The sequence below is a fragment of the Blastococcus sp. SYSU D00868 genome (genome assembly GCF_054050575.1).
Genome location: NZ_JBJGZO010000001.1, coordinates 195544 through 213453, shown reverse-complemented (window position 1 = coordinate 213453; position 17910 = coordinate 195544). Strand labels below are relative to the sequence as shown.

Genomic DNA, 17910 nt, shown 5'->3' with positions numbered 1-17910 from the left:
TCTTCCTGAGGTCTCGATTGGGGAGGTGACGGGCGGCGCCGCCCCGGGGGGCCCGGGGCGGCGCCGGCCGGATCAGCCGTTCTGCGCGCCCTGGGTGCCGGTCTCGGTGTCACCGCTGGCCGGCACGCCCTCGACCGGGGCGACCTCGTCGGCCGTGACGGTCGGCGCGGCGGCCGGGGTCTCGGGCAGCTCCGTGGCGGTCGCCTCGCCGGTCTGGCCGGTCAGCAGCTCGCGCTCCCAGTCGGCCAGCGGCTCGTCGCCACCGATGACCGGCTCGGCGCCGTCCTCGCGGCCGGCGTTGGCCTGCGCGGCCGAGCGGGCCATGAGGCCCTCGGCGACGGCGTCGGCGATGACCCGGGTCAGCACGGTGATGCTGCGGATCGCGTCGTCGTTGCCCGGGATCTTGTAGTCGACCTCGTCGGGGTCGCAGTTGGTGTCGAGGATCGCGACGACCGGGATGTTGAGCTTGCGCGCCTCGCCGACGGCGATGTGCTCCTTCTTGGTGTCCACGATCCAGATGGCGCTGGGCACCTTCTGCATGTCGCGGATACCGCCGAGGCTGCGCTCGAGCTTGGCCTTCTCGCGGGTGAGGCCCAGCTGCTCCTTCTTGGACAGGCCGGCCATCACGCCGGTCTGCTCCATGTCCTCGAGCTCCTTGAGCCGCTGCAGCCGCTTGTGGACGGTCGAGAAGTTGGTGAGCATGCCGCCCAGCCAGCGCTGGTTGACGTAGGGCATGCCGACGCGCTGCGCCTGCTCGGCCACGACCTCCTGCGCCTGGCGCTTGGTGCCGACGAACAGGATCGAGCCGCCGTGCGCGACCGTCTGCTTGACGAACTCGTAGGCGTTGTCGATGTACCCGAGCGTCTGCTGCAGGTCGATGATGTAGATGCCGTTGCGCTCGGTGAAGATGAACCGCTTCATCTTCGGGTTCCAGCGGCGGGTCTGGTGCCCGAAGTGGACGCCGCTGTCGAGCAGCTGCTTCATGCTGACGACTGCCATCGCAGCCTCTCTCTGTGCGCGCGGCCGCCCGGCGGCCGCGCTGTCTCGGTTGCCGCGGGCACCGGGTGGTGCACCGCCCTGGCGTCCGGGCGCCACACCACCCCGCGGAGGACCGCGGGGACCGAGGTGGCGACCACCCCGCCGCGCAGCGGCGGGGTGCGAGGACGCGCGAAGTCGACCCACCGGGGCGGGCCGCACCGGACAGCATACGCCCCGCCCGCGGGGCGCCCTCCCGGGCCGTCCACCGGGCCGGCGGCGTCCACAGCCTGCGCTCCACGGGGCCGGGCGGCCCGGCGCCGGGGCACGGTCGGCCGCGTGCCGCCCCGCCTGCTGCCCGCGCTGCTGCTCGTCGCCGGTCTCGTCGCGGCCGTCCCGGCGGCTGCCGCTCCGGCCCCGCCGGCTCCGGCGGCCGGCGCTCCGGCGGCCGCGGCAGCTGCGGCGCCTCCGGCCGGAGGCGCCCTCTGGGCGTCGCCGCTGCCCGGGGCCGAGGTGACGCGCCGGTTCGAGGCGCCGGCGTCGCCCTACGGGCCCGGCCACCGCGGCGTGGACCTCGCCGCCGGCCCGGGCGCGGCGGTGCTCGCCGTCGGCGACGGCGTCGTCGCGTTCGCCGGGTCGGTGGCCGGCCGGCCCGTGGTCAGCATCGACCACCCGGGCGGACTGCGGACGACGTACGAGCCCGTCGACCCCACCGTGGGCGCCGGGCAGGCGGTGGCCCGCGGATCCCCGATCGGCGTCCTGGCGCCGGGCCACGCAGGGTGTCCGGCCGCGGCGTGCCTGCACTGGGGTCTGCGCCGCGGGGAGACCTACCTCGATCCGCTGCTGCTGCTCGCGCCGCCGCGGGTGCGGCTGCTCCCGCCGGCCTGAGCGGGAGCGCCCCGGCCGTGCGGCGGCGCAGGGCTGTGCGTCTCTGGTCTCGGTCCGGGCTCGAGCCCAGCATCGTCCCGTCGTGCCCGGCAGCGAGGGAGGAGTCCGCCATGTCGACGCTGGAGGCCACTGCGGGGACCCTGATCGAGGACCACGACGCCATCCGGGCCACCGTGCAGCTGTGCCTCGACGGCGAGGCCAGGGGTGACGTGGCCAAGCTGCGCGAGGCATTCCACCCGGACGCCCGGTTGTTCGGCGAGCTCGCCGGCGTGCGGTACGACGTGGCCCTCGAGGAGTTCCTCGCGATGTCGGCCGAGGCGCCCGCCGACACCGGCAACTACCGGAGCAGGATCCTCTCGGTCACCCAGCTCGGCGACGTGGCCACCGCGACCGTCGCCGAGGAGGGCTACTGGGGCACGGTGTCCTTCGTCGACTTCCTGTCCCTGTGCCGCATCGAGGGCAGCTGGCGCATCGTCAACAAGACCTTCGCGCACGTGGGCGGCGAGCCCCCGTTCTAGCCGTCCGGACCGCGGGGACGTCAGGCGATGTCGGCGAGCTTCGTGCGCAGGTGCAGCACGGCCTTGGTGTGCAGCTGGCAGATGCGGCTCTCGGTGACGCCGAGGACGCGGCCGATGTCGGCCAGGGTCAGGCCCTCGAAGTAGTAGAGGCTGACCACGACCTTCTCCCGCTCGGGCAGCTGCTCGACGGCGCGGGCCAGCAGCTGGCGGGCCTCGCCGTGCTCGGCCATCGCCTGCGGGTCGAGGGCGCTGGTGTCCTGCAGCGTGTCCACCAGACGGGGCGCGCCGCCGTCGTCGTCGGTGAGCAGCTCGTCGAGGGCCACCACGTTGACCAGGGAGAGCTGGCCGAGGAACTTGCGGACGTCCTCGACGTCCATGTCCATCGCGGCGGCCACCTCCTCGTCGGTGGGGCTGCGCTGCAGCTGGCTCTCCAGGGCCGCGACCGTCTTCTCGAACTGGCGGGCCTTGCTGCGGACCGAGCGCGGGATCCAGTCGGTGGTGCGCAGCTCGTCGATGATCGCGCCGCGGATGCGGGCCATCGCGTAGCTCTCGAACTTGACCTCGCGCGAGGGCTGGTAGCGGGTGATCGCGTCGATCAGCCCGAACGTGCCGTAGGAGGCCAGGTCGGCCTGCTCGACGTGTGCGGGCAGGCCCGAGCCGACCCGGCCGGCGACGTACTTGACCAGCGGGGCGTAGTGCAGGATCAGCCGGTCGCGCAGCGCGGGGTCCCGGTCGGCGACGTAGTCGCGCCACAGGGCGGCGATGGCCGCGTCGGTGTCCTCGTTCGACTCGTCGATCGCGTCGATCGTCGCCTCGGGCACGGTGTGGCTCCCCCGCTCGCTCATGGGCCGCCGGGACGGGCCCGTGGTGGGCATCGCAGTCCAGTATCGGCAGCCGCCGGCGCCGTCACGCGCGTGGATGGGCCTGCGCGTGCACCGCGCGGAGCCGCTCCACCGTCACGTGCGTGTAGATCTGCGTGGTCGCGAGGCTAGCGTGCCCCAGCAGCTCCTGGACCGAGCGCAGGTTCGCGCCGCCCTCGAGCACGTGCGTGGCGGCCGAGTGGCGCAGCCCGTGCGGCCCGATGTCCGGTGCGCCGGGGGCCGCGGCGACCGCCGCGTGCACGACGCGCCGCGCCTCCCGCGGGTCGAGCCGGCCGCCGCGGGCGCCCAGCAGCAGCGCCGGGCCGGAGCGCTCCCCGGCCAGCGCCGGCCGGCCCCGGGTCAGCCAGGCGTCCAGCGCCCGCTCGGCGGGAGCGCCGTAGGGGACGCTGCGCTCCTTGCGGCCCTTGCCCAGCACCCGCAGGAGCCGGCGGCCGCGGTCCACGTCGTCGACGTCGAGGCCGACGAGCTCGCTGACGCGGATGCCGCTGGCGTACAGCAGCTCGAGGACGGCGGCGTCGCGGAGCGCGAGGGGGCCCTCGGCGCCGGCGGCCGACTCCACGACGGCGCGGGCCTGGTCGGGCGCCAGCACGTCGGGCAGCGTCCGGTGCGCCTTGGGGCTGACCAGCCGCAGCCCGACGTCCTCCGGGGTGAGTCCGGTGCGGCGCAGCCAGCGGGTGAACGCCCGGGCCGCCGCGGCGCGGCGGGCGGTCGTGGCGCGGCTGTCGCCGGTCGTGCGGCCCTTGGCCAGCCAGCTGCGCAGGGCCGACAGGTCGAGGTCGTCGACGCGGGTGCCGCTGCGGCGGGCGAGGTGGTCGAGCAGGGCGACCGTGTCGGCGAGGTAGGCCCGCACCGTGTGGGCGGACAGCTCGCGTGCGCCCCGCAGGTGGTCCTCGTAGTCGTCGAGGACGGCGGCGAGTGCGGGCGGGAGCGCGGCGCGCACCTCCGCCGTCGACCGGGTCACGGGAGCGACGGTCCGTCGGCGCCGGGACAGGGTCAAGCGGGCGCGCCGGTCCGCCGCCCACCGCGGTCGGCACCGGCTGCGGCCGCGGCGGTGGTAGGGATCCGCTGTGGCACACGACTTCGACGCGCTGCTCCGCCTCCACCCGCGGGGGGACGCCGCGTTCGAGAACGAGCCGGTGGTGGACGGTCACCTGTACGGCGGGTACACGCTGGCGCTCGCGGTGCGCGCGGCCGCCCGGACCGTCGCGCCGGGGCTCCTGCCGCACTGCGTGCAGGCCGCGTTCCCGTCCGGCGGCGAGCTCGGCACCCCGCTGCGCCTGGACGTGCGGGCGGTCCGCGACGGCCGGTCCAGCGCGGTCCGCCAGGTGACGGTGGAGCAGGGCCGGAACACGCCGCTGCTGCTCACCGCCCTCTTCCACGCCGGCGGGCCGGGACCCGACTGGCAGTCCCCGCAGCCGCCGGTGCCCACGCCCCCCGAGGACATCGCGCCCGACCAGGTGCGGCTGATGGGCATGGACCCGTTCGAGTTCCGCCCCGCGGGCGGCAATCGGGTGGACGCCGGGGCCGACGTGTACGCGGCGCTGCACCCGTACTGGGTGCGGCCGCACCTGCCGCTCCCCGACGACCCCGGCCTGCACGCCGCCGTGGTCGCGTTCGTGTCGGACTACATGGTGTTCGCCGCCTCGCAGGTGCCCGGGTCCCCGCCGCCGCCGGAGACCCGCGGCGTCACGATGGACCACACGCTGTGGTTCCACCGGCCGGTCGACGCCGGCGAGTGGCTGCTGTACTCGGCCGAGCCGGCGCGCGTCTGCGGCGACCGCGGGCTGGTGCACGGGACCGTCCGCACCCGCGACGGTTCCGTCGTGGCCTCCTTCGCGCAGGAGGTCATCACCTTCTCTCCCCGCTCCTGACCCGCCCGCCGTCGTCGGTCTTCGGGGGCGGCGTCAGCCGCCAGCCGGTGCCGGTCCACTCCACCAGGCCGGCCACCTCCAGCGCCGGCAGCACCTGCAGTGCCTCGAGCACCCCGCACCCGGCCACCGCCGCCAGCCGCTCCACGCTCACCCCACGGCGCACCGGACAGGCGTCGAGCACGCGCACCGCGAGGTCGGAGAGGTCGTCCCGGACGTCGGCGGGCACCACCGGCGCCGGGGCCAGGTCCTCCCCCAGCCGGCCCACCGCCTCGATCACGTGCGCCGCGCCGGAGACGAGCACGGCGCCCAGCGAGGCGTCCCGGACCAGCTCGTGGCAGCCCACGCTCATGGCCGAGGTGACGGGCCCGGGAACGGCCATCACCGGCCGGCCCAGCCGGCCGGCGCGGCGCGCCGTGGCCTGTGCCCCGGACCGGGCGGCCGCCTCCACGACCACCGTGCCCCGGGTGAGCGCGGCGATCAGCCGGTTGCGGACCAGGAACCGGTGCCGGTGGGGCGCCGCGCCCGGCGGCCACTCGCTGACCAGCAGCCCGTCCTGCGCGATGCGCTCCAGCAGCGCGCCGTTGCCGCTCGGGTAGACCCGGTCGACGCCGCAGGCGAGCACGGCGACCGTGGGCGCCCCGGCGGCCAGCGCTCCGCGGTGCGCGGCCGCGTCGATGCCGTAGGCGCCGCCGGAGACCGTGGTCCAGCCCCGCTCCCCCAGCCGGTACGCGAGGTCGCCGGCCACGTGCTCCCCGTACGCCGTGGACGCGCGGCTGCCGACCAGCGCGACCGACCGGTCGACGGTCTCGTCCAGCCGGCCGGGCCCGCGGACCCACAGCGCCACGGGCGGCACCGGCGCCTTGGTGCGGTCGCTCATCTCCCGGGAGCCGGCGGGCTGCTCGGCGCTGGCGACGGTGAGGGCGTGCAGGGCCAGGGCCGGCCACTCGTCGTCCTCCGGGACGACGAGGCGGGCACCGCAGCGCTCGGCGCGGCGTAGGTCGACGAGGCTGGCGTCCTGCTGCGCGCGGACGCCGACCAGGGCCTGCACCGCGTCCGGGGCCCGCCCGGCCCGTAGCCGGCGCACCGCGTCCACCGGACCGGCCTCCTCGACGAAGCGCCAGAAGCCGACGCTGCCGGGCTCGGCGGCCCGGCTGAGCCAGGCGCGCGCCCGGCGCACCACCGCGGTGGCCGCCGGCGACCCGCCCGCACCGGTCGCGAGGTCCGCGTCGAGGTCCGTGCCGGCGGTCACGCCGCCACCCGCTGCAGCCGCATCCCCAGTGCCTCGGCGACCTGGTCCCGCCCGGGCACGGCCAGGCCGGCCAGGTCGGTGAGGGTCCAGGCGACCCGCAGCACGCGGTCGAAGCCGCGCACCGACAGGACGCCGTGTTCCAGCGCCCGCTCGGCGAGCACCGAGGCCGACCGGGGCACCACCCACCGCTCGCGCAGCAGCCGCCCCGGGACCTGGGCGTTGAGCGTCAGGCCGCTGCCCCGCAACCGCTCGGCGGCCGCCGCGCGGGCCGCGGCGACCCGCGCGGCCACGGCCGCCGAGGACTCCGGAGGGTCCGTCCCGTCCAGCCAGGCCGCGCGGGTGACCGGCGGCAGGTCGACGCGCAGGTCGATGCGGTCCAGCAGCGGGCCCGACAGCCGCGACTGGTAGCGCCGCCGCTCCAGCGCGCTGCACGTGCAGGCGGAGTCCCCCGCCGCCGTCGCGCACGGGCAGGGGTTGGCGGCCAGCACCAGCTGGGCCCGGCAGGGGAACGTCGCGGCGCCCGAGGCGCGGGAGATCGTCACCGAGCCGCGCTCGAGCGGCTGCCGCAGCGTGTCCAGGACCGCCCGCGGGAACTCCGGGCTCTCGTCGAGGAAGAGGACCCCGCGATGGGCCCGGCAGAGCGCGCCCGGCCGGATGAGGCCCGACCCGCCGCCGACCAGCGCGGCCATGGTGGCCGAGTGGTGCGGCGCCTCGAACGGCGGCCGGGAGACCAGCGGCGCCCCCGGCGGCAGGGTCCCCGCCACGGAGTGGATCGCGGTCACCTCGAGCGCCGCCTGCTCGTCCAGCGGTGGCAGGACCCCGGGCAGCCGCTCCGCGAGCATCGTCTTGCCCGCGCCGGGCGGCCCCGCCAGGTACAGGTGGTGGCCGCCGGCGGCGGCGACCTCGACCGCACGCCGGCCGATCGCCTGGCCCACGACGTCGGCGAGGTCCGGGACCGGCGGCGGGGCCGGGAGCGGCCCCCGCACGTGCGGGCGCAGCGCCGAGCGGCCGGCGAGGTGGCCGAGCAGGTCGCGCAGCGACCCCACCGGCAGCACCGCGATCCCCTCGACCAGCGCCGCCTCGTCGGCGTTGCCCTCCGGCACGACGACCTGCCGGTGTCCCGCCCGTCGCGCGGCCAGCACCGCGGGCAGGACCCCGCGGATCGCCCGGACCGTGCCGTCGAGCCCCAGCTCGCCCAGGAGGACGAGGTCGGCCACCGCGGCCGCGGGCACGGCCTCGGCCGCCGCCAGCACCCCGGCGGCCAGGGCGAGGTCGAACCCGCTGCCCTGCTTGGGCATGGACGCCGGCGACAGGCCGATCGTCGTGCGGCGCATCGGCCATGCGGCGCCGGCGTTGACCACGGCCGCCCGGACGCGGTCGACCGACTGGCGGACGACCGCGTCGGGCAGGCCGACGAGGACGACGGTGGGCACGCCGGCCGACATGTCGACCTCCACCTCGACCATCGCGCCGGCCACGCCGGCCAGGCCGACCGACCAGGTGCGCGCCAGGCTCACGAGAACGCCCCCGGCAGGTGCGTCACGACCGCCGGGCCGGTGCGCGGCACCAGCACGCCGACCACGTCGAAGCGCAGGTCGGGGGCGTGCTCGTCGTGCGCGGCGAGCCAGCGGTGCGCGAGGAGGCGGAGCCGGCGCTGCTTGACCGGGGTGACCGCCTCGACGGGGTGGCCGAAGCCGACCTCGCGGCGGGTCTTGACCTCGCAGAAGACGATCGCGTCCCCGTCGCGGGCCACGATGTCGAGCTCGCCCTCCCGGCAGCGCCAGTTCCGGTCCAGCAGCCGCAGGCCGTGGTCGGTCAGGTAGCGGGCGGCGATCCGCTCACCGCGCTCGCCCAGTTCCGTCGTCGTTCGCACCCGGTGACGGTGCGGCGTCCGGCGACCCCGGCACCACCGGCCCGGCCCGGCTGTGGAGAGCCGGGAGCGCTGTGGACGGGGCGGCGGGAGCGGTCGGGGCCTCGCGACAGGCTGGGCGGTCAGCCCTCGATCGACGCGGTGATCTCGCAGCCCACGGCGGTGTCGGTGCCGCTGGCGCCGTTGCACACGTCGTTCCCCGGCGGAGGGACCGGGACCCCGGGCGGCGGCGGTGGGGAGTCCGGCGGGATGTCGCCGAACAGGGTGTCGTCGCCCGGGCCGCCGTTGACCACGTCGTTCCCGGGTCCACCCGCGGCGGTGTCTGCGCCGGCGCCGGCGTTGAGCACGTCGCGGCCGATGCCGCCCTGGACGGCGTCGTCTCCGGCACCCCCGTGGCCGATGTCGTCGCCGACGGCGAGGGCCAGGAAGTCGTCGCCCGCGTCGCCGCCCACGACGTCGTTGCCGGGACCGGACAGCACCTGGTCGTCCCCCGGCCCGGCCGAGATCACGTCGTTGCCACCGGCCGCCTGCACGTCGCCGAAGAACGTGGTCGTGTCGCCGAGGACGATGTCGTCCCCGCCCCGCGCCCGGATCACGTCGTTGCCGAGGCGCGCGCAGATCGCGTCGGGGCCGTCGGTGCCCACGAGCACCTCCGAGCGGTCCGTCCCGATGACCACGTTGAACTGCGTGAGGTCGACGTCCGGGGGGACCGCGCAGTCAGGTGGTACCTCGGGCGCGGCGGCCGCCGGGCCCGAGGTACCAGGACGACGGCCAGCAGGAGCGGCAGTCCGAGCAGGCCCCGCACGAGACGCACGACGTCCCCCTTCGTCAGCCCCCGGCGGGGGCGACGCTAGGGAGCGGGCGCGGGGCGCCCCAGGGTCGTTCGTCCCCCGCCCGGATCAGGGCAGGCGCGGCCCGTCCGGCAGCTCGAGGTCGGGCTTGTCCAGCTCCTCGACGTTGACGTCCTTGAACGTCAGCACGCGCACGTTCCGCACGAACCGCGCGGGCCGGTACATGTCCCACACCCACGCGTCGGACAGCTTCAGCTCGAAGAAGACCTCGCCGCCGGCCTCGCGCACCTGCAGGTCGACCGAGTTGGCCAGGTAGAACCGCCGCTCGGTCTCCACCACGTAGGTGAACTGGCGGACGATGTCCCGGTACTCGCGATAGAGCTGCAGCTCCATCTCGGTCTCGTACTTCTCCAGGTCCTCGGTGCTCATCGCGGCTCTCCGGAGACGGTGCGCATGGGCCCATCATCGACCATCGGCGCGCAACTGGTCAGCCGGGAGGCCCGACCGGCGTGTGCCTCGGCCGCCCGGGCCACGTTGACGAACCGCCGGCGGTGCTCCGGGCAGGGGCCGTGGCGCTCGAGGGCGGCGCTGTGCGCGTCGGTGATGTAGCCCTTGTGGACGGCGAAGTCGTACTCCGGCCACCGTTCGTGCAGGTCGAGCATGATCCGGTCCCGCGTCACCTTGGCCAGCACGGAGGCGGCGGCGACGCAGGCGGCGACCCGGTCGCCCTTCCACACCGCGAGCGTGGGCCGGGCCAGGCCGCTGACCGGGAAGCCGTCGGTGAGCACGTAGTCCGCGCCCGGGTCGAGCGGCCACACCGCCCGGCGCAGCGCCTCGATGTTGGTCACGTGCATGCCCCGGGCGTCGAGGTCGGGGACGGGCATCACCACGACCGACCAGGCGACGGCGCGGTCGACGACCTCCTCGTACACCCGCTCGCGCGCCGCCGCGGTCAGCAGCTTGGAGTCCGCGAGCCCGGGCACGCGGCCCCGGCGGCCCGCCGGCAGCACGCACGCGGCGGCCACCAGCGGCCCGGCACACGCGCCGCGGCCGGCCTCGTCGGCGCCGGCGACGGCGGAGAAGCCGCGGCGGCGCAGGCGGCGCTCCATGTCCCAGAGCGCGTCGTCGGCGACCGGGTCCGGGCCGGCCGGCGCGGGCGCGGGACGGGAGGGGGCGGTACGGAGGGCCATCGCGTCCCGACCCTACGACGGGCCGCCGACGGGCAGCCGTCGGCCGGACGCCGACGCGCCACGAGCCGGCCCCCTGGGTCGGAGGGGCCGGCTCGTGGACGGGTGCGACCGGTTGCCGGTCGCGGGCGCCGGGCCGGATCGCTGAGGAGGCGAACCGTCCGGACCGGCGCGGGTCCGTGTCAGACCTCGGCGGTCTCCGCGGGCACGACCGCGTGGGCGCCGCAGGTGCAGCCGCCCCCGGCCGCGCGGGAGGAGAGCACCAGCGAGACCGCGTGGGCGCGGTCGCGGGCGCCGAGCTTGCGCAGGATGGCCTTCACGTGGCTCTTGACCGTGTCCTCGCTGATGAACAGGTTGCGGCCGATCTGCCGGTTGGACTGGCCCTGCAGGAGCTCGTCGAGCACGTCGGACTCGCGACGGGTGAGGGGCACCTCCGGGGCGAAGGGCTTGGCGGCCGGCAGGGCGGAGGGCTCCACCCGGCGGATCTGGGGGTCGACCACGGTGCGGCCGGCGCGGGCGGCGAGGATCGCCCACCCGAGCAGGGTCGGGCTGGTGTTGATCATCAGGTACCCGCGGACGCCGGCGGCGACGGCCTCGTTGACCACGGCCGGGTCCTCGGAGGTGGCCAGGGCCACGATCGCGACCCGGGGGAAGCGGCGGCGCAGGTCCCGGCAGGCGGCCAGGGTGGCGGCGCGGCCCGAGCCCAGCTCGACGACGACGGCGTCGGGGCGGGCGGTCTCGACCAGGGTCAGGGCCCGGCGCAGCTCGCCCGGGGTGCCGACCGACTGCATCCCGGCGGTCTCGTTGATCATGCTGACCAGCCCGCGGCGCAGGACCGGGGCGTCGGCGAGGATGAGCACGCGGGTCACGCCGCGGGCGGTGCTCGCCATGGGTGCAGACACTGTCGACTCCGTTTCACACGTTCGGGGTGGTGCTTACACACCATCCATCGGACGGGTGAGAGAACTGCTTGACACCTTTCCCGACATTTTTTCCGCCATTGTCGGAAAGGTCCGGAACGGCTTCGTCGGAGCACATCCGTAACACCGCTCTCGATTGTCGACATGGCGATGCACCATTCCCCGGTCATTTTCCCGGCGGGCGCGCACGCGGGATCCCGGGCAGGGGTCGGGGACCCGCCGGGCGTCCGGAGGGCAGCCGCGGCGGGCGGACCCGCGCGCGGGGCGGGCGGGAGGGATGCGCAGCGGGTGCGGCGGCTCAGGCCGCCGGACGGCGGGCAGCCCGCCGCCGGGAGCGCCGGCGGCGCCAGGCCACGACCGGGACGGCGCCCACGAGGCCGAGGACGTGCGGCGCGGCCACGGCGGCAGCGCCGGTGACCGGGGCCGCGGCGGCCTCGGTGCCCTGGATGTCGGGCGAGTCGAGGGTGCCGAACCGGCTCAGCGGCCAGACGATCACCGCGGCCTTGCCGATGACGTCGTCCACGGCGATGGTGCCCGCGTACTGGTCGTCGCTGTGCGAGCGCGAGTCCGCCGACGCCGAGCGGTGGTCGCCCATCACCCACAGCCGGCCGTCGGGGACCGTGACCGGCCCGAAGGCCCGGGTCTCCGGCGGGGTGTTCTGGTAGATGTACGGCTCGTCGAGCGGCTGCCCGTCGACGACGACGTTGCCCTCGGGGTCGCAGCACTCGACGGTCTGCCCGCCGACGGCGATGACGCGCTTGACGTAGTCGTCCTCGCTGGGCGGGGCCACGCCGATCGCCCGGCCCAGCCACAGCAGGCCGCCGGAGAACCAGTTGCCCGGCTCGGCGACCTCGACCTCGGGCGACCAGGTCTCCGGCCCCTCGAAGACGACGATGTCGCCGGGCTCGGGCTCGCCGAACCAGTACGGCACCTTGTTCACCAGCACGCGGTCACCGGTGCACCCCGGGCAGCCGTGCAGCGTGGTCTCCATCGACCCGGAGGGGATGAAGAAGGCCTGCACCAGGAAGGTCTTGACCAGCAGCGCCAGCACGAACGCCACCAGCAGCAGCACGGGCAGCTCCCGCAGCAGGGAGGGCTTCCTGCCCGGCTCGGGGCGACGCCGGCCCCGGCGGCGGCCGTGTCTGCCCCCGGACGCGGCGGGGGTCTCCTGCCGGTCCTCTCCGTCGTCCCCCGGGACGACGTCGGCGGGTCCCCCGTGCCGGTCGCTGCTCATCGGGAGTCAGCGTACGGGCGCGGGAGACCCGCCGTGCCGAGGCAGGTCGAGCCGTCGCAGCGTGTCAGCGCGCGACCGTCTCGCGCTTCTCCTTGATCTTGGCGGCCTTGCCGCGCAGCTCGCGGAGGTAGTACAGCTTGGCGCGGCGCACGTCACCGCGGGTCAGCACCTCGATCTTCTCCACGACGGGGGTGTGCACCGGGAAGGTGCGCTCCACGCCGACGCCGAAGCTGACCTTGCGGACGGTGAAGGTCTCGCGGATCCCGCCACCCTGGCGCCGGATGACGACGCCCTGGAAGACCTGGATGCGCGAGCGGTTGCCCTCGACGACGCGGACGTGCACCTTGACGGTGTCGCCGGGGCGGAACTCGGGGATGTCGTCGCGCAACGAGTCGGCGTCGAGTGCGTCCAGGGTGTTCATCGCGGCGTTCCTCAGCTCTAGCGGTGGTCTCAGCGGTGTCGGACAGCGGGGCACCCCGGCTGTCCGTCCCGGGGAGCTGCGGCTCCGGCGTGCGCGGAGCCCCATCGGCCAGGCCGACGGTCATGCAGCAGCTAGCCATTCTGCCACGACTTCAGGCCACGAAGCGCGGCGGCCCCCGGTGCGGGCCGCGCAGCAGCTCGGCCAGGGCGTCGGCGAGGTCGCCGGGGGCGAAGGTCTCGTCGCCGGCGGCGATCTCCTCGACCGTCCACCAGCGGTGCGGCTCGTCGCCGAGCACCTCGAGCTCGGTGCGCCCGGAGGCGTCGACGGTGTGCTCGACGTCGCGGAGCACGAAGAACGTCTCGCGCGAGTCGATCTCGACGCCGCCGAACGCGCCGAGGTGGCGGCGGAACCAGACCGGCCCCTCGAGGTCGGCGGGGTCGGCGACCAGCCCGATCTCCTCGGCCAGCTCGCGGACGGCGGCCTCGCGGACCGTCTCGCCGTCCTCGACTCCCCCGCCGGGCGTGTACCAGAACAGCACGTCGCCGGGCACCTCGTCGGGGCCGGTCAGCCGGGCGCCGAGCAGCAGCACCCGCCCGGCCCGGTCCAGGACGACGACCCGCGCCGTCGGCCGCACCCAGGGCCGGTCCGGGGAGGACCCGGCGAGTTCCGTCACGGCCGCTCGAGCGCGGCGCGATCGGCGTCGGTCAGCGCGTCGGCGGGCAGCGCGGCGAGCAGGTCGGGACGGCGGGCGGCGGTGCGGCGCAGCGACTCCGCGCGCCGCCAGCGGGCGATCGCGGCGTGGTCGCCCGACAGCAGGACGGGCGGGACGTCGCGGCCGCGCCAGGACGCCGGCCGGGTGTACGAGGGTCCCTCGAGCAGCCCGTCGGCGTGCGAGTCGAACTCGACCGACTCCCGGTTGCCGACGACGCCGGGCAGCAGCCGGGTGACCGCCTCCACCATGACCAGCACCGCGGACTCGCCGCCGGCCAGGACGTAGTCGCCGATCGAGACCTCCGACACCGGCCCGGCGTCGGCGGCCCACTCGGCGACCCGCTGGTCGATCCCCTCGTAGCGGCCGCAGGCGAAGACCAGGCCGGGCTCGGCCGCCCACTCGGCGGCCACGGCCTGGGTGAACGGCCGGCCGGCCGGGGTGGGGACGACCAGCCGGGTGCCCGGCGGGCGGACCGCCTCCAGCGCCCGCGCCCACGGCTCGGGGCGCATGACCATGCCGGGCCCGCCGCCGTAGGGGGCGTCGTCCACGGTGCGGTGCACGTCGTCGGTCCAGGTCCGCAGGTCGTGCACGCCGATGGCGACCAGGCCGCGCTCGGCGGCCTTGCCGAGCAGGGACTGGCGCAGCGGCGCCAGGTACTCGGGGAAGATCGTGACGACGTCGATGCGGTACGGCGTCACAGGTCCAGCAGCCCCTCGGGCGGGTCCACGACGAGGAACCCGCCGGCGAGGTCGACGGTGGGCACGATCGCGGTCACGAAGGGGACCAGCGCGTCGCCGCGGTCGGGGCGGCGGACGACGAGCAGGTCGGCGCCCTCGTGGCGGACGGCGACGACCTCGCCCAGCGGGGACCCGTCGGCCAGCCGCGCGGCGAGGCCGACCAGCTGGTGGTCGTAGTAGGTGTCGGGGTCGTCGAGCTCGGGCAGCTCGGCCACCGGCACGTGCAGTTCGGTGTCGCGGAGGTCCTCGGCGTCCTCGCGGCTGTCCACCGGGCCGGCCGGGCCCTCCAGGCGCAGCAGCAGGACCTCGCGGTGCCAGCGCCGGCCGGCGACGGTCAGCGGCCCCCGGCCGGCGGGCTCGGTGCGCAGGACGGCGCCGGGGGCGAAGCGCAGCTCGGGGTCGTCGGTGCGGACCTCGACGGTGACCTCACCGCGGACACCGTGGGGCCGGCCGATGCGGCCGACCACCACGGTGTCGTCGGGGGTGGTGCTCAAGGGGAGGTGCGCTCAGCGCCCGTCGGTGTCGACGACGTCGACCCGCAGGCCCCGGCCGCCGACACCGGTCATGACGGTGCGCAGCGCCTTGGCGGTGCGTCCGCCGCGGCCGATGACCTTGCCGAGGTCGTCGGGGTGGACCCGGACCTCGAGGGTCTTGCCCCGGCGGCTGGTGAGCAGGTCGACCTGGACGTCCTCCGGGTGGTCGACGATGCCCTTGACCAGGTGCTCGAGCGCCTCTTCGACCACGTCTTACTCGGCAGGCGTCTCGGCGGCGGCGTCGGCCGGGGCCGCGTCGGCAGCGGGGGCGTCGGCCTTCGGGGCGGCCTTCTTCTTCGGGGTGGTCGCGCCGGCGGCCGGCTCGTCACCGGAGTTGCGGACGGCCTCCTCGTAGAGGGCCTTCTTGTCCGGCTTGGGGGCGGCGACCTTCATCGGCGCCGGGGCCGGCTCGCCCTTGAACTTCTGCCAGTCGCCGGTGACCCGGAGGATGGCGGCGACGGCCTCGGTCGGCTGCGCGCCGACGCCCAGCCAGTACTGCGCCCGCTCGCTGTCGACCTCGATGAAGGACGGGTCCTCCTTCGGGTGGTACTTGCCGATCGTCTCGATCGAGCGGCCGTCGCGCTTGGTGCGCGAGTCGGCGACGACGATCCGGTAGTACGGGGCGCGCATCTTGCCCAGGCGCATGAGCTTGATCTTGGTGGCCACGGTGGCTCGTGTTCTCCTCGAACGCTGTCTGTCGGTGCTCGCCGGACGGACGCGTGGGGTACGCCGGGGCGGAGCCAGGGACACGGGCGGGCACGGTGAGAGGGCCGCACACGGCCGTGTTCGACCGTCCATGATGCCAGACGTGACGACCGGGGATCGAGCCAGCCGGGGTCTGGTGCACCACGTCGAGCTGTGGGTGCCCGACCTGGCCCGCGCCGAGCGCTCGTGGGGGTGGCTGCTGACCCGCCTGGGGGCCCGGCCGCACCAGTCGTGGGAGCACGGCCGATCGTGGCGGCGGGGGGACGCCTACGTCGTCGTCGAGCAGTCCCCCGCGCTGGTCGGCGACCGGCACGACCGCCGCGCGCCGGGGCTCAACCACCTGGCCCTGCACGCCGGGACGGCCGCCGAGCTCGACGCGCTGGTCGCCGAGGCGCCGGCCCACGGGTGGCGGCTGCTGTTCGCCGACCGGCACCCGTTCGCCGGCGGTCCCGGGCACCGCGCCGCCTACCTGGAGGACGGCGACGGCTACGAGGTCGAACTGGTCGCCGACCCGGACTGACGGCGTCCTCCCTCACCGCAGCGCGTCCTCCCGCACGGTCCACGGTGAGGGAGGACACGCCACGATCAGGTCACCTGATCGTGGCCGGGGTCAGCCGCGGACGGCGGCGAGCACCCGGTCGGCCGCCTCGGCGACCGGGACCTCCTCGCGCTCGCCGGTCGCCCGGTCGCGCAGCTCGACCAGGCCCTCGGCCAGCCCGCGGCCCACGGTGACGATCGTCGGCATGCCGAGCAGCTCGGCGTCCTTGAACTTCACCCCGGGCGACACCTTCGGCCGGTCGTCGTAGAGGACGGTGAGGCCGGCGGCGACGAGCGCCTGGGCGAGCTCCTCGGCGGCGGTGAACACGGCGGCGTCCTTGCCGGTGGCGACCACGTGCACGTCGGCGGGCGCGATCTCGCGCGGCCAGACCAGGCCGAGCTCGTCGTGCGTGGACTCGGCGATCGCCGCCACCGCGCGGGAGACGCCGATGCCGTAGGAGCCCATCGTGACCGTGACGAGCTTGCCGTTCTCGTCCAGCACCTTGAGGTCGAGGGCCTCGGCGTACTTGCGGCCCAGCTGGAAGATGTGGCCCATCTCCACCCCGCGGGCCAGCTCCAGCGGCCCGGAGCCGTCCGGCGCCGGGTCGCCGGGCAGCACCTCGGCGGCCTCGACCACGCCGTCCCAGGTGAAGTCGCGGCCGGCGACGAGGTCGAACACGTGCTTGCCGGGCTCGTTGGCGCCGGTGATCCACCGCGTGCCGGACACCACCCGCGGGTCGACCAGGTAGCGGATGCCGGAGTCGCCGTCGGCGCCGAGGACCTGCGGGCCGATGTAGCCCTTGACCAGCGCCGGGTGCTGCTCGAACTCGGCGAACGGCTCGACCTCGGCCGGGGAGACCTGGGCCTCCAGCCGCTTGGCGTCGACCTCCCGGTCACCGGGGACGCCGATGGCGACCGGCTCCCGCGTGCCGTCGGGGTGCACCAGCGTCACGAGGACGTTCTTCAGCGTCGAGGCGGCGGTGTACCCGGCGTCGGGGAACAGCTGCTGCGCCACCGTGACCAGCGTCTCGATGGTCGGGGTGTCGGGGGTGTCCTCGACGTGCGCGGCCGGCAGCCCCTCCAGCGGGATCTCGTCGGGGACGACGGTCGTGACGGCCTCGACGTTGGCCGCGTAGCCGCCGGCCGAGCGGACGAAGGTGTCCTCGCCGATCTCGGTGGGGTGCAGGAACTCCTCACTCCGGGAGCCGCCCATCGCGCCGGACATCGCCGAGACGATCACGTAGTCCAGGCCGAGCCGGTCGAAGATCCGGATGTAGGCGTCGCGGTGCGCGGCGTAGGACTTGTCCAGCCCGGCGTCGTCGACGTCGAAGGAGTAGCTGTCCTTCATCGTGAACTCGCGGCCGCGGAACAGCCCCGCCCGCGGCCGCGCCTCGTCCCGGTACTTGGTCTGGATCTGGTACAGCGAGAGGGGCAGGTCCTTGTACGACGAGTACAGGTCCTTCACCAGCAGCGTGAACATCTCCTCGTGGGTGGGGCCGAGGAGGAAGTCGTTGCCGCGGCGGTCCTGCAACCGGAACAGGTTGGGGCCGTACTCGGTCCACCGGTTGGTCGCCTCGTAGGGCTCGCGCGGCAGCAGCGCCGGGAAGTGCACCTCCTGGGCGCCCATCGCGTCCATCTCCTCGCGGACGACGCGCTCGACGTTGCGGAACACCCGGTAGCCCAGCGGCAGCCAGGTGAAGCCGCCGGGCGCGGCGCGGCGGATGTACCCGGCGCGGACCAGCAGCCGGTGGCTGGGCACCTCCGCGTCGGCCGGGTCGTCGCGGAGTGTGCGCAGGAACAGGGAGGACATCCGGAGGAGCACGGCGCCGATCCTCCCAGGCGCCCCGCGCCGTCCGCCCCCGGGTTTCCCGCCGTCCGCCC

General features: G+C 75.7%; 22 protein-coding genes. 4 read left to right on the top strand and 18 right to left on the bottom strand.

What is annotated here, in order from left to right:
• Positions 1-72 precede the first annotated feature (72 nt).
• Positions 73-999: a 30S ribosomal protein S2 gene (gene rpsB / locus ACI79F_RS01015; protein ID WP_456543656.1), complete on the bottom strand. Its 927-nt coding sequence runs from the start codon at positions 997-999 to the stop codon at positions 73-75.
• A 315-nt stretch (positions 1000-1314) separates the two neighbouring features.
• Between rpsB and ACI79F_RS01010 the strand changes: the two genes are divergently transcribed.
• Together ACI79F_RS01010 and ACI79F_RS01005 are read left to right on the top strand one after the other, a co-directional pair.
• Positions 1315-1863: a murein hydrolase activator EnvC family protein gene (locus ACI79F_RS01010; RefSeq protein WP_456543657.1), complete on the top strand. Its 549-nt coding sequence runs from the start codon at positions 1315-1317 to the stop codon at positions 1861-1863.
• Between the two features lie 110 nt (positions 1864-1973).
• Positions 1974-2381 carry a nuclear transport factor 2 family protein gene (locus ACI79F_RS01005; protein WP_456543658.1) on the top strand — a complete coding sequence of 136 codons (408 nt, stop codon included), beginning with the start codon at positions 1974-1976 and terminating at the stop codon, positions 2379-2381.
• A 20-nt stretch (positions 2382-2401) separates the two neighbouring features.
• Here ACI79F_RS01005 and whiG read toward each other — a convergent pair whose 3' ends face one another.
• Positions 2402-3256 (bottom strand): RNA polymerase sigma factor WhiG, encoded by an 855-nt coding sequence (gene whiG / locus ACI79F_RS01000; protein ID WP_456543659.1) that lies wholly within the window; start codon positions 3254-3256, stop codon positions 2402-2404.
• Between the two features lie 31 nt (positions 3257-3287).
• Complete coding sequence (locus ACI79F_RS00995; protein WP_456543660.1) at positions 3288-4223, bottom strand: tyrosine recombinase XerC; 936 nt, start codon at positions 4221-4223, stop codon at positions 3288-3290.
• 106 nt (positions 4224-4329) lie between these two features.
• Here ACI79F_RS00995 and ACI79F_RS00990 point away from each other — a divergent pair, with 106 nt between their 5' ends.
• Positions 4330-5133 (top strand): acyl-CoA thioesterase, encoded by an 804-nt coding sequence (locus tag ACI79F_RS00990; RefSeq protein WP_456543661.1) that lies wholly within the window; start codon positions 4330-4332, stop codon positions 5131-5133.
• Here the strand turns inward: ACI79F_RS00990 and dprA are convergent.
• The 14 genes from dprA to rpsP all read right to left on the bottom strand — a co-directional run bounded on the left by dprA (position 5111) and on the right by rpsP (position 15453).
• Positions 5111-6382 carry a DNA-processing protein DprA gene (gene dprA / locus ACI79F_RS00985; protein WP_456543662.1) on the bottom strand — a complete coding sequence of 424 codons (1272 nt, stop codon included), beginning with the start codon at positions 6380-6382 and terminating at the stop codon, positions 5111-5113. The genes ACI79F_RS00990 and dprA overlap by 23 nt on opposite strands.
• Positions 6379-7899, bottom strand: a complete 1521-nt coding sequence (locus tag ACI79F_RS00980) for a YifB family Mg chelatase-like AAA ATPase (protein WP_456543663.1) — start codon at positions 7897-7899, stop codon at positions 6379-6381. The genes dprA and ACI79F_RS00980 overlap by 4 nt, the downstream gene beginning before the upstream one ends.
• Complete coding sequence (locus tag ACI79F_RS00975; protein WP_456543664.1) at positions 7896-8255, bottom strand: YraN family protein; 360 nt, start codon at positions 8253-8255, stop codon at positions 7896-7898. The genes ACI79F_RS00980 and ACI79F_RS00975 overlap by 4 nt, the downstream gene beginning before the upstream one ends.
• A gap of 119 nt (positions 8256-8374) precedes the next feature.
• A complete protein-coding gene (locus tag ACI79F_RS00970) occupies positions 8375-8929 on the bottom strand; it encodes a calcium-binding protein (protein ID WP_456543665.1) in 555 nt (184 codons plus the stop codon).
• A gap of 222 nt (positions 8930-9151) precedes the next feature.
• Entirely contained in the window at positions 9152-9472 is a 321-nt protein-coding gene (locus tag ACI79F_RS00965; protein ID WP_029432918.1) for a DUF2469 domain-containing protein, read from the bottom strand.
• Positions 9469-10233, bottom strand: a complete 765-nt coding sequence (locus ACI79F_RS00960; RefSeq protein ID WP_456543666.1) for a ribonuclease HII — start codon at positions 10231-10233, stop codon at positions 9469-9471. Before ACI79F_RS00960 ends, ACI79F_RS00965 begins: the two co-directional genes overlap by 4 nt.
• A gap of 179 nt (positions 10234-10412) precedes the next feature.
• Positions 10413-11120 (bottom strand): LuxR C-terminal-related transcriptional regulator, encoded by a 708-nt coding sequence (locus ACI79F_RS00955; RefSeq protein WP_456543667.1) that lies wholly within the window; start codon positions 11118-11120, stop codon positions 10413-10415.
• Between the two features lie 328 nt (positions 11121-11448).
• Positions 11449-12384, bottom strand: a complete 936-nt coding sequence (lepB, locus tag ACI79F_RS00950; RefSeq protein WP_456543668.1) for a signal peptidase I — start codon at positions 12382-12384, stop codon at positions 11449-11451.
• A gap of 64 nt (positions 12385-12448) precedes the next feature.
• The gene (rplS, locus tag ACI79F_RS00945) at positions 12449-12805 is read right to left on the bottom strand and encodes a 50S ribosomal protein L19 (protein WP_456543669.1); all 357 of its coding nucleotides are present in this window, start codon (positions 12803-12805) and stop codon (positions 12449-12451) included.
• Positions 12806-12956: 151 nt separating this feature from the next.
• A complete protein-coding gene (locus ACI79F_RS00940) occupies positions 12957-13478 on the bottom strand; it encodes an NUDIX hydrolase (RefSeq protein WP_456543670.1) in 522 nt (173 codons plus the stop codon).
• Positions 13475-14215, bottom strand: coding sequence for a tRNA (guanosine(37)-N1)-methyltransferase TrmD (gene trmD / locus ACI79F_RS00935; RefSeq protein ID WP_456543671.1), 741 nt, complete (start codon positions 14213-14215; stop codon positions 13475-13477). The genes ACI79F_RS00940 and trmD overlap by 4 nt, the downstream gene beginning before the upstream one ends.
• Positions 14212-14748 carry a ribosome maturation factor RimM gene (rimM, locus tag ACI79F_RS00930; RefSeq protein WP_456543672.1) on the bottom strand — a complete coding sequence of 179 codons (537 nt, stop codon included), beginning with the start codon at positions 14746-14748 and terminating at the stop codon, positions 14212-14214. Before rimM ends, trmD begins: the two co-directional genes overlap by 4 nt.
• Before the next feature lie 12 nt (positions 14749-14760).
• A complete protein-coding gene (locus ACI79F_RS00925; protein WP_456543673.1) occupies positions 14761-14997 on the bottom strand; it encodes an RNA-binding protein in 237 nt (78 codons plus the stop codon).
• A gap of 3 nt (positions 14998-15000) precedes the next feature.
• Positions 15001-15453: a 30S ribosomal protein S16 gene (rpsP, locus tag ACI79F_RS00920; RefSeq protein WP_456543674.1), complete on the bottom strand. Its 453-nt coding sequence runs from the start codon at positions 15451-15453 to the stop codon at positions 15001-15003.
• A 142-nt stretch (positions 15454-15595) separates the two neighbouring features.
• Between rpsP and ACI79F_RS00915 the strand changes: the two genes are divergently transcribed.
• Entirely contained in the window at positions 15596-16012 is a 417-nt protein-coding gene (locus ACI79F_RS00915; protein WP_456543675.1) for a VOC family protein, read from the top strand.
• A gap of 90 nt (positions 16013-16102) precedes the next feature.
• Here the strand turns inward: ACI79F_RS00915 and ACI79F_RS00910 are convergent, their stop codons facing one another.
• Positions 16103-17851, bottom strand: coding sequence for a proline--tRNA ligase (locus ACI79F_RS00910; RefSeq protein WP_456543676.1), 1749 nt, complete (start codon positions 17849-17851; stop codon positions 16103-16105).
• Between the last annotated feature and the right edge of the window lie 59 nt (positions 17852-17910).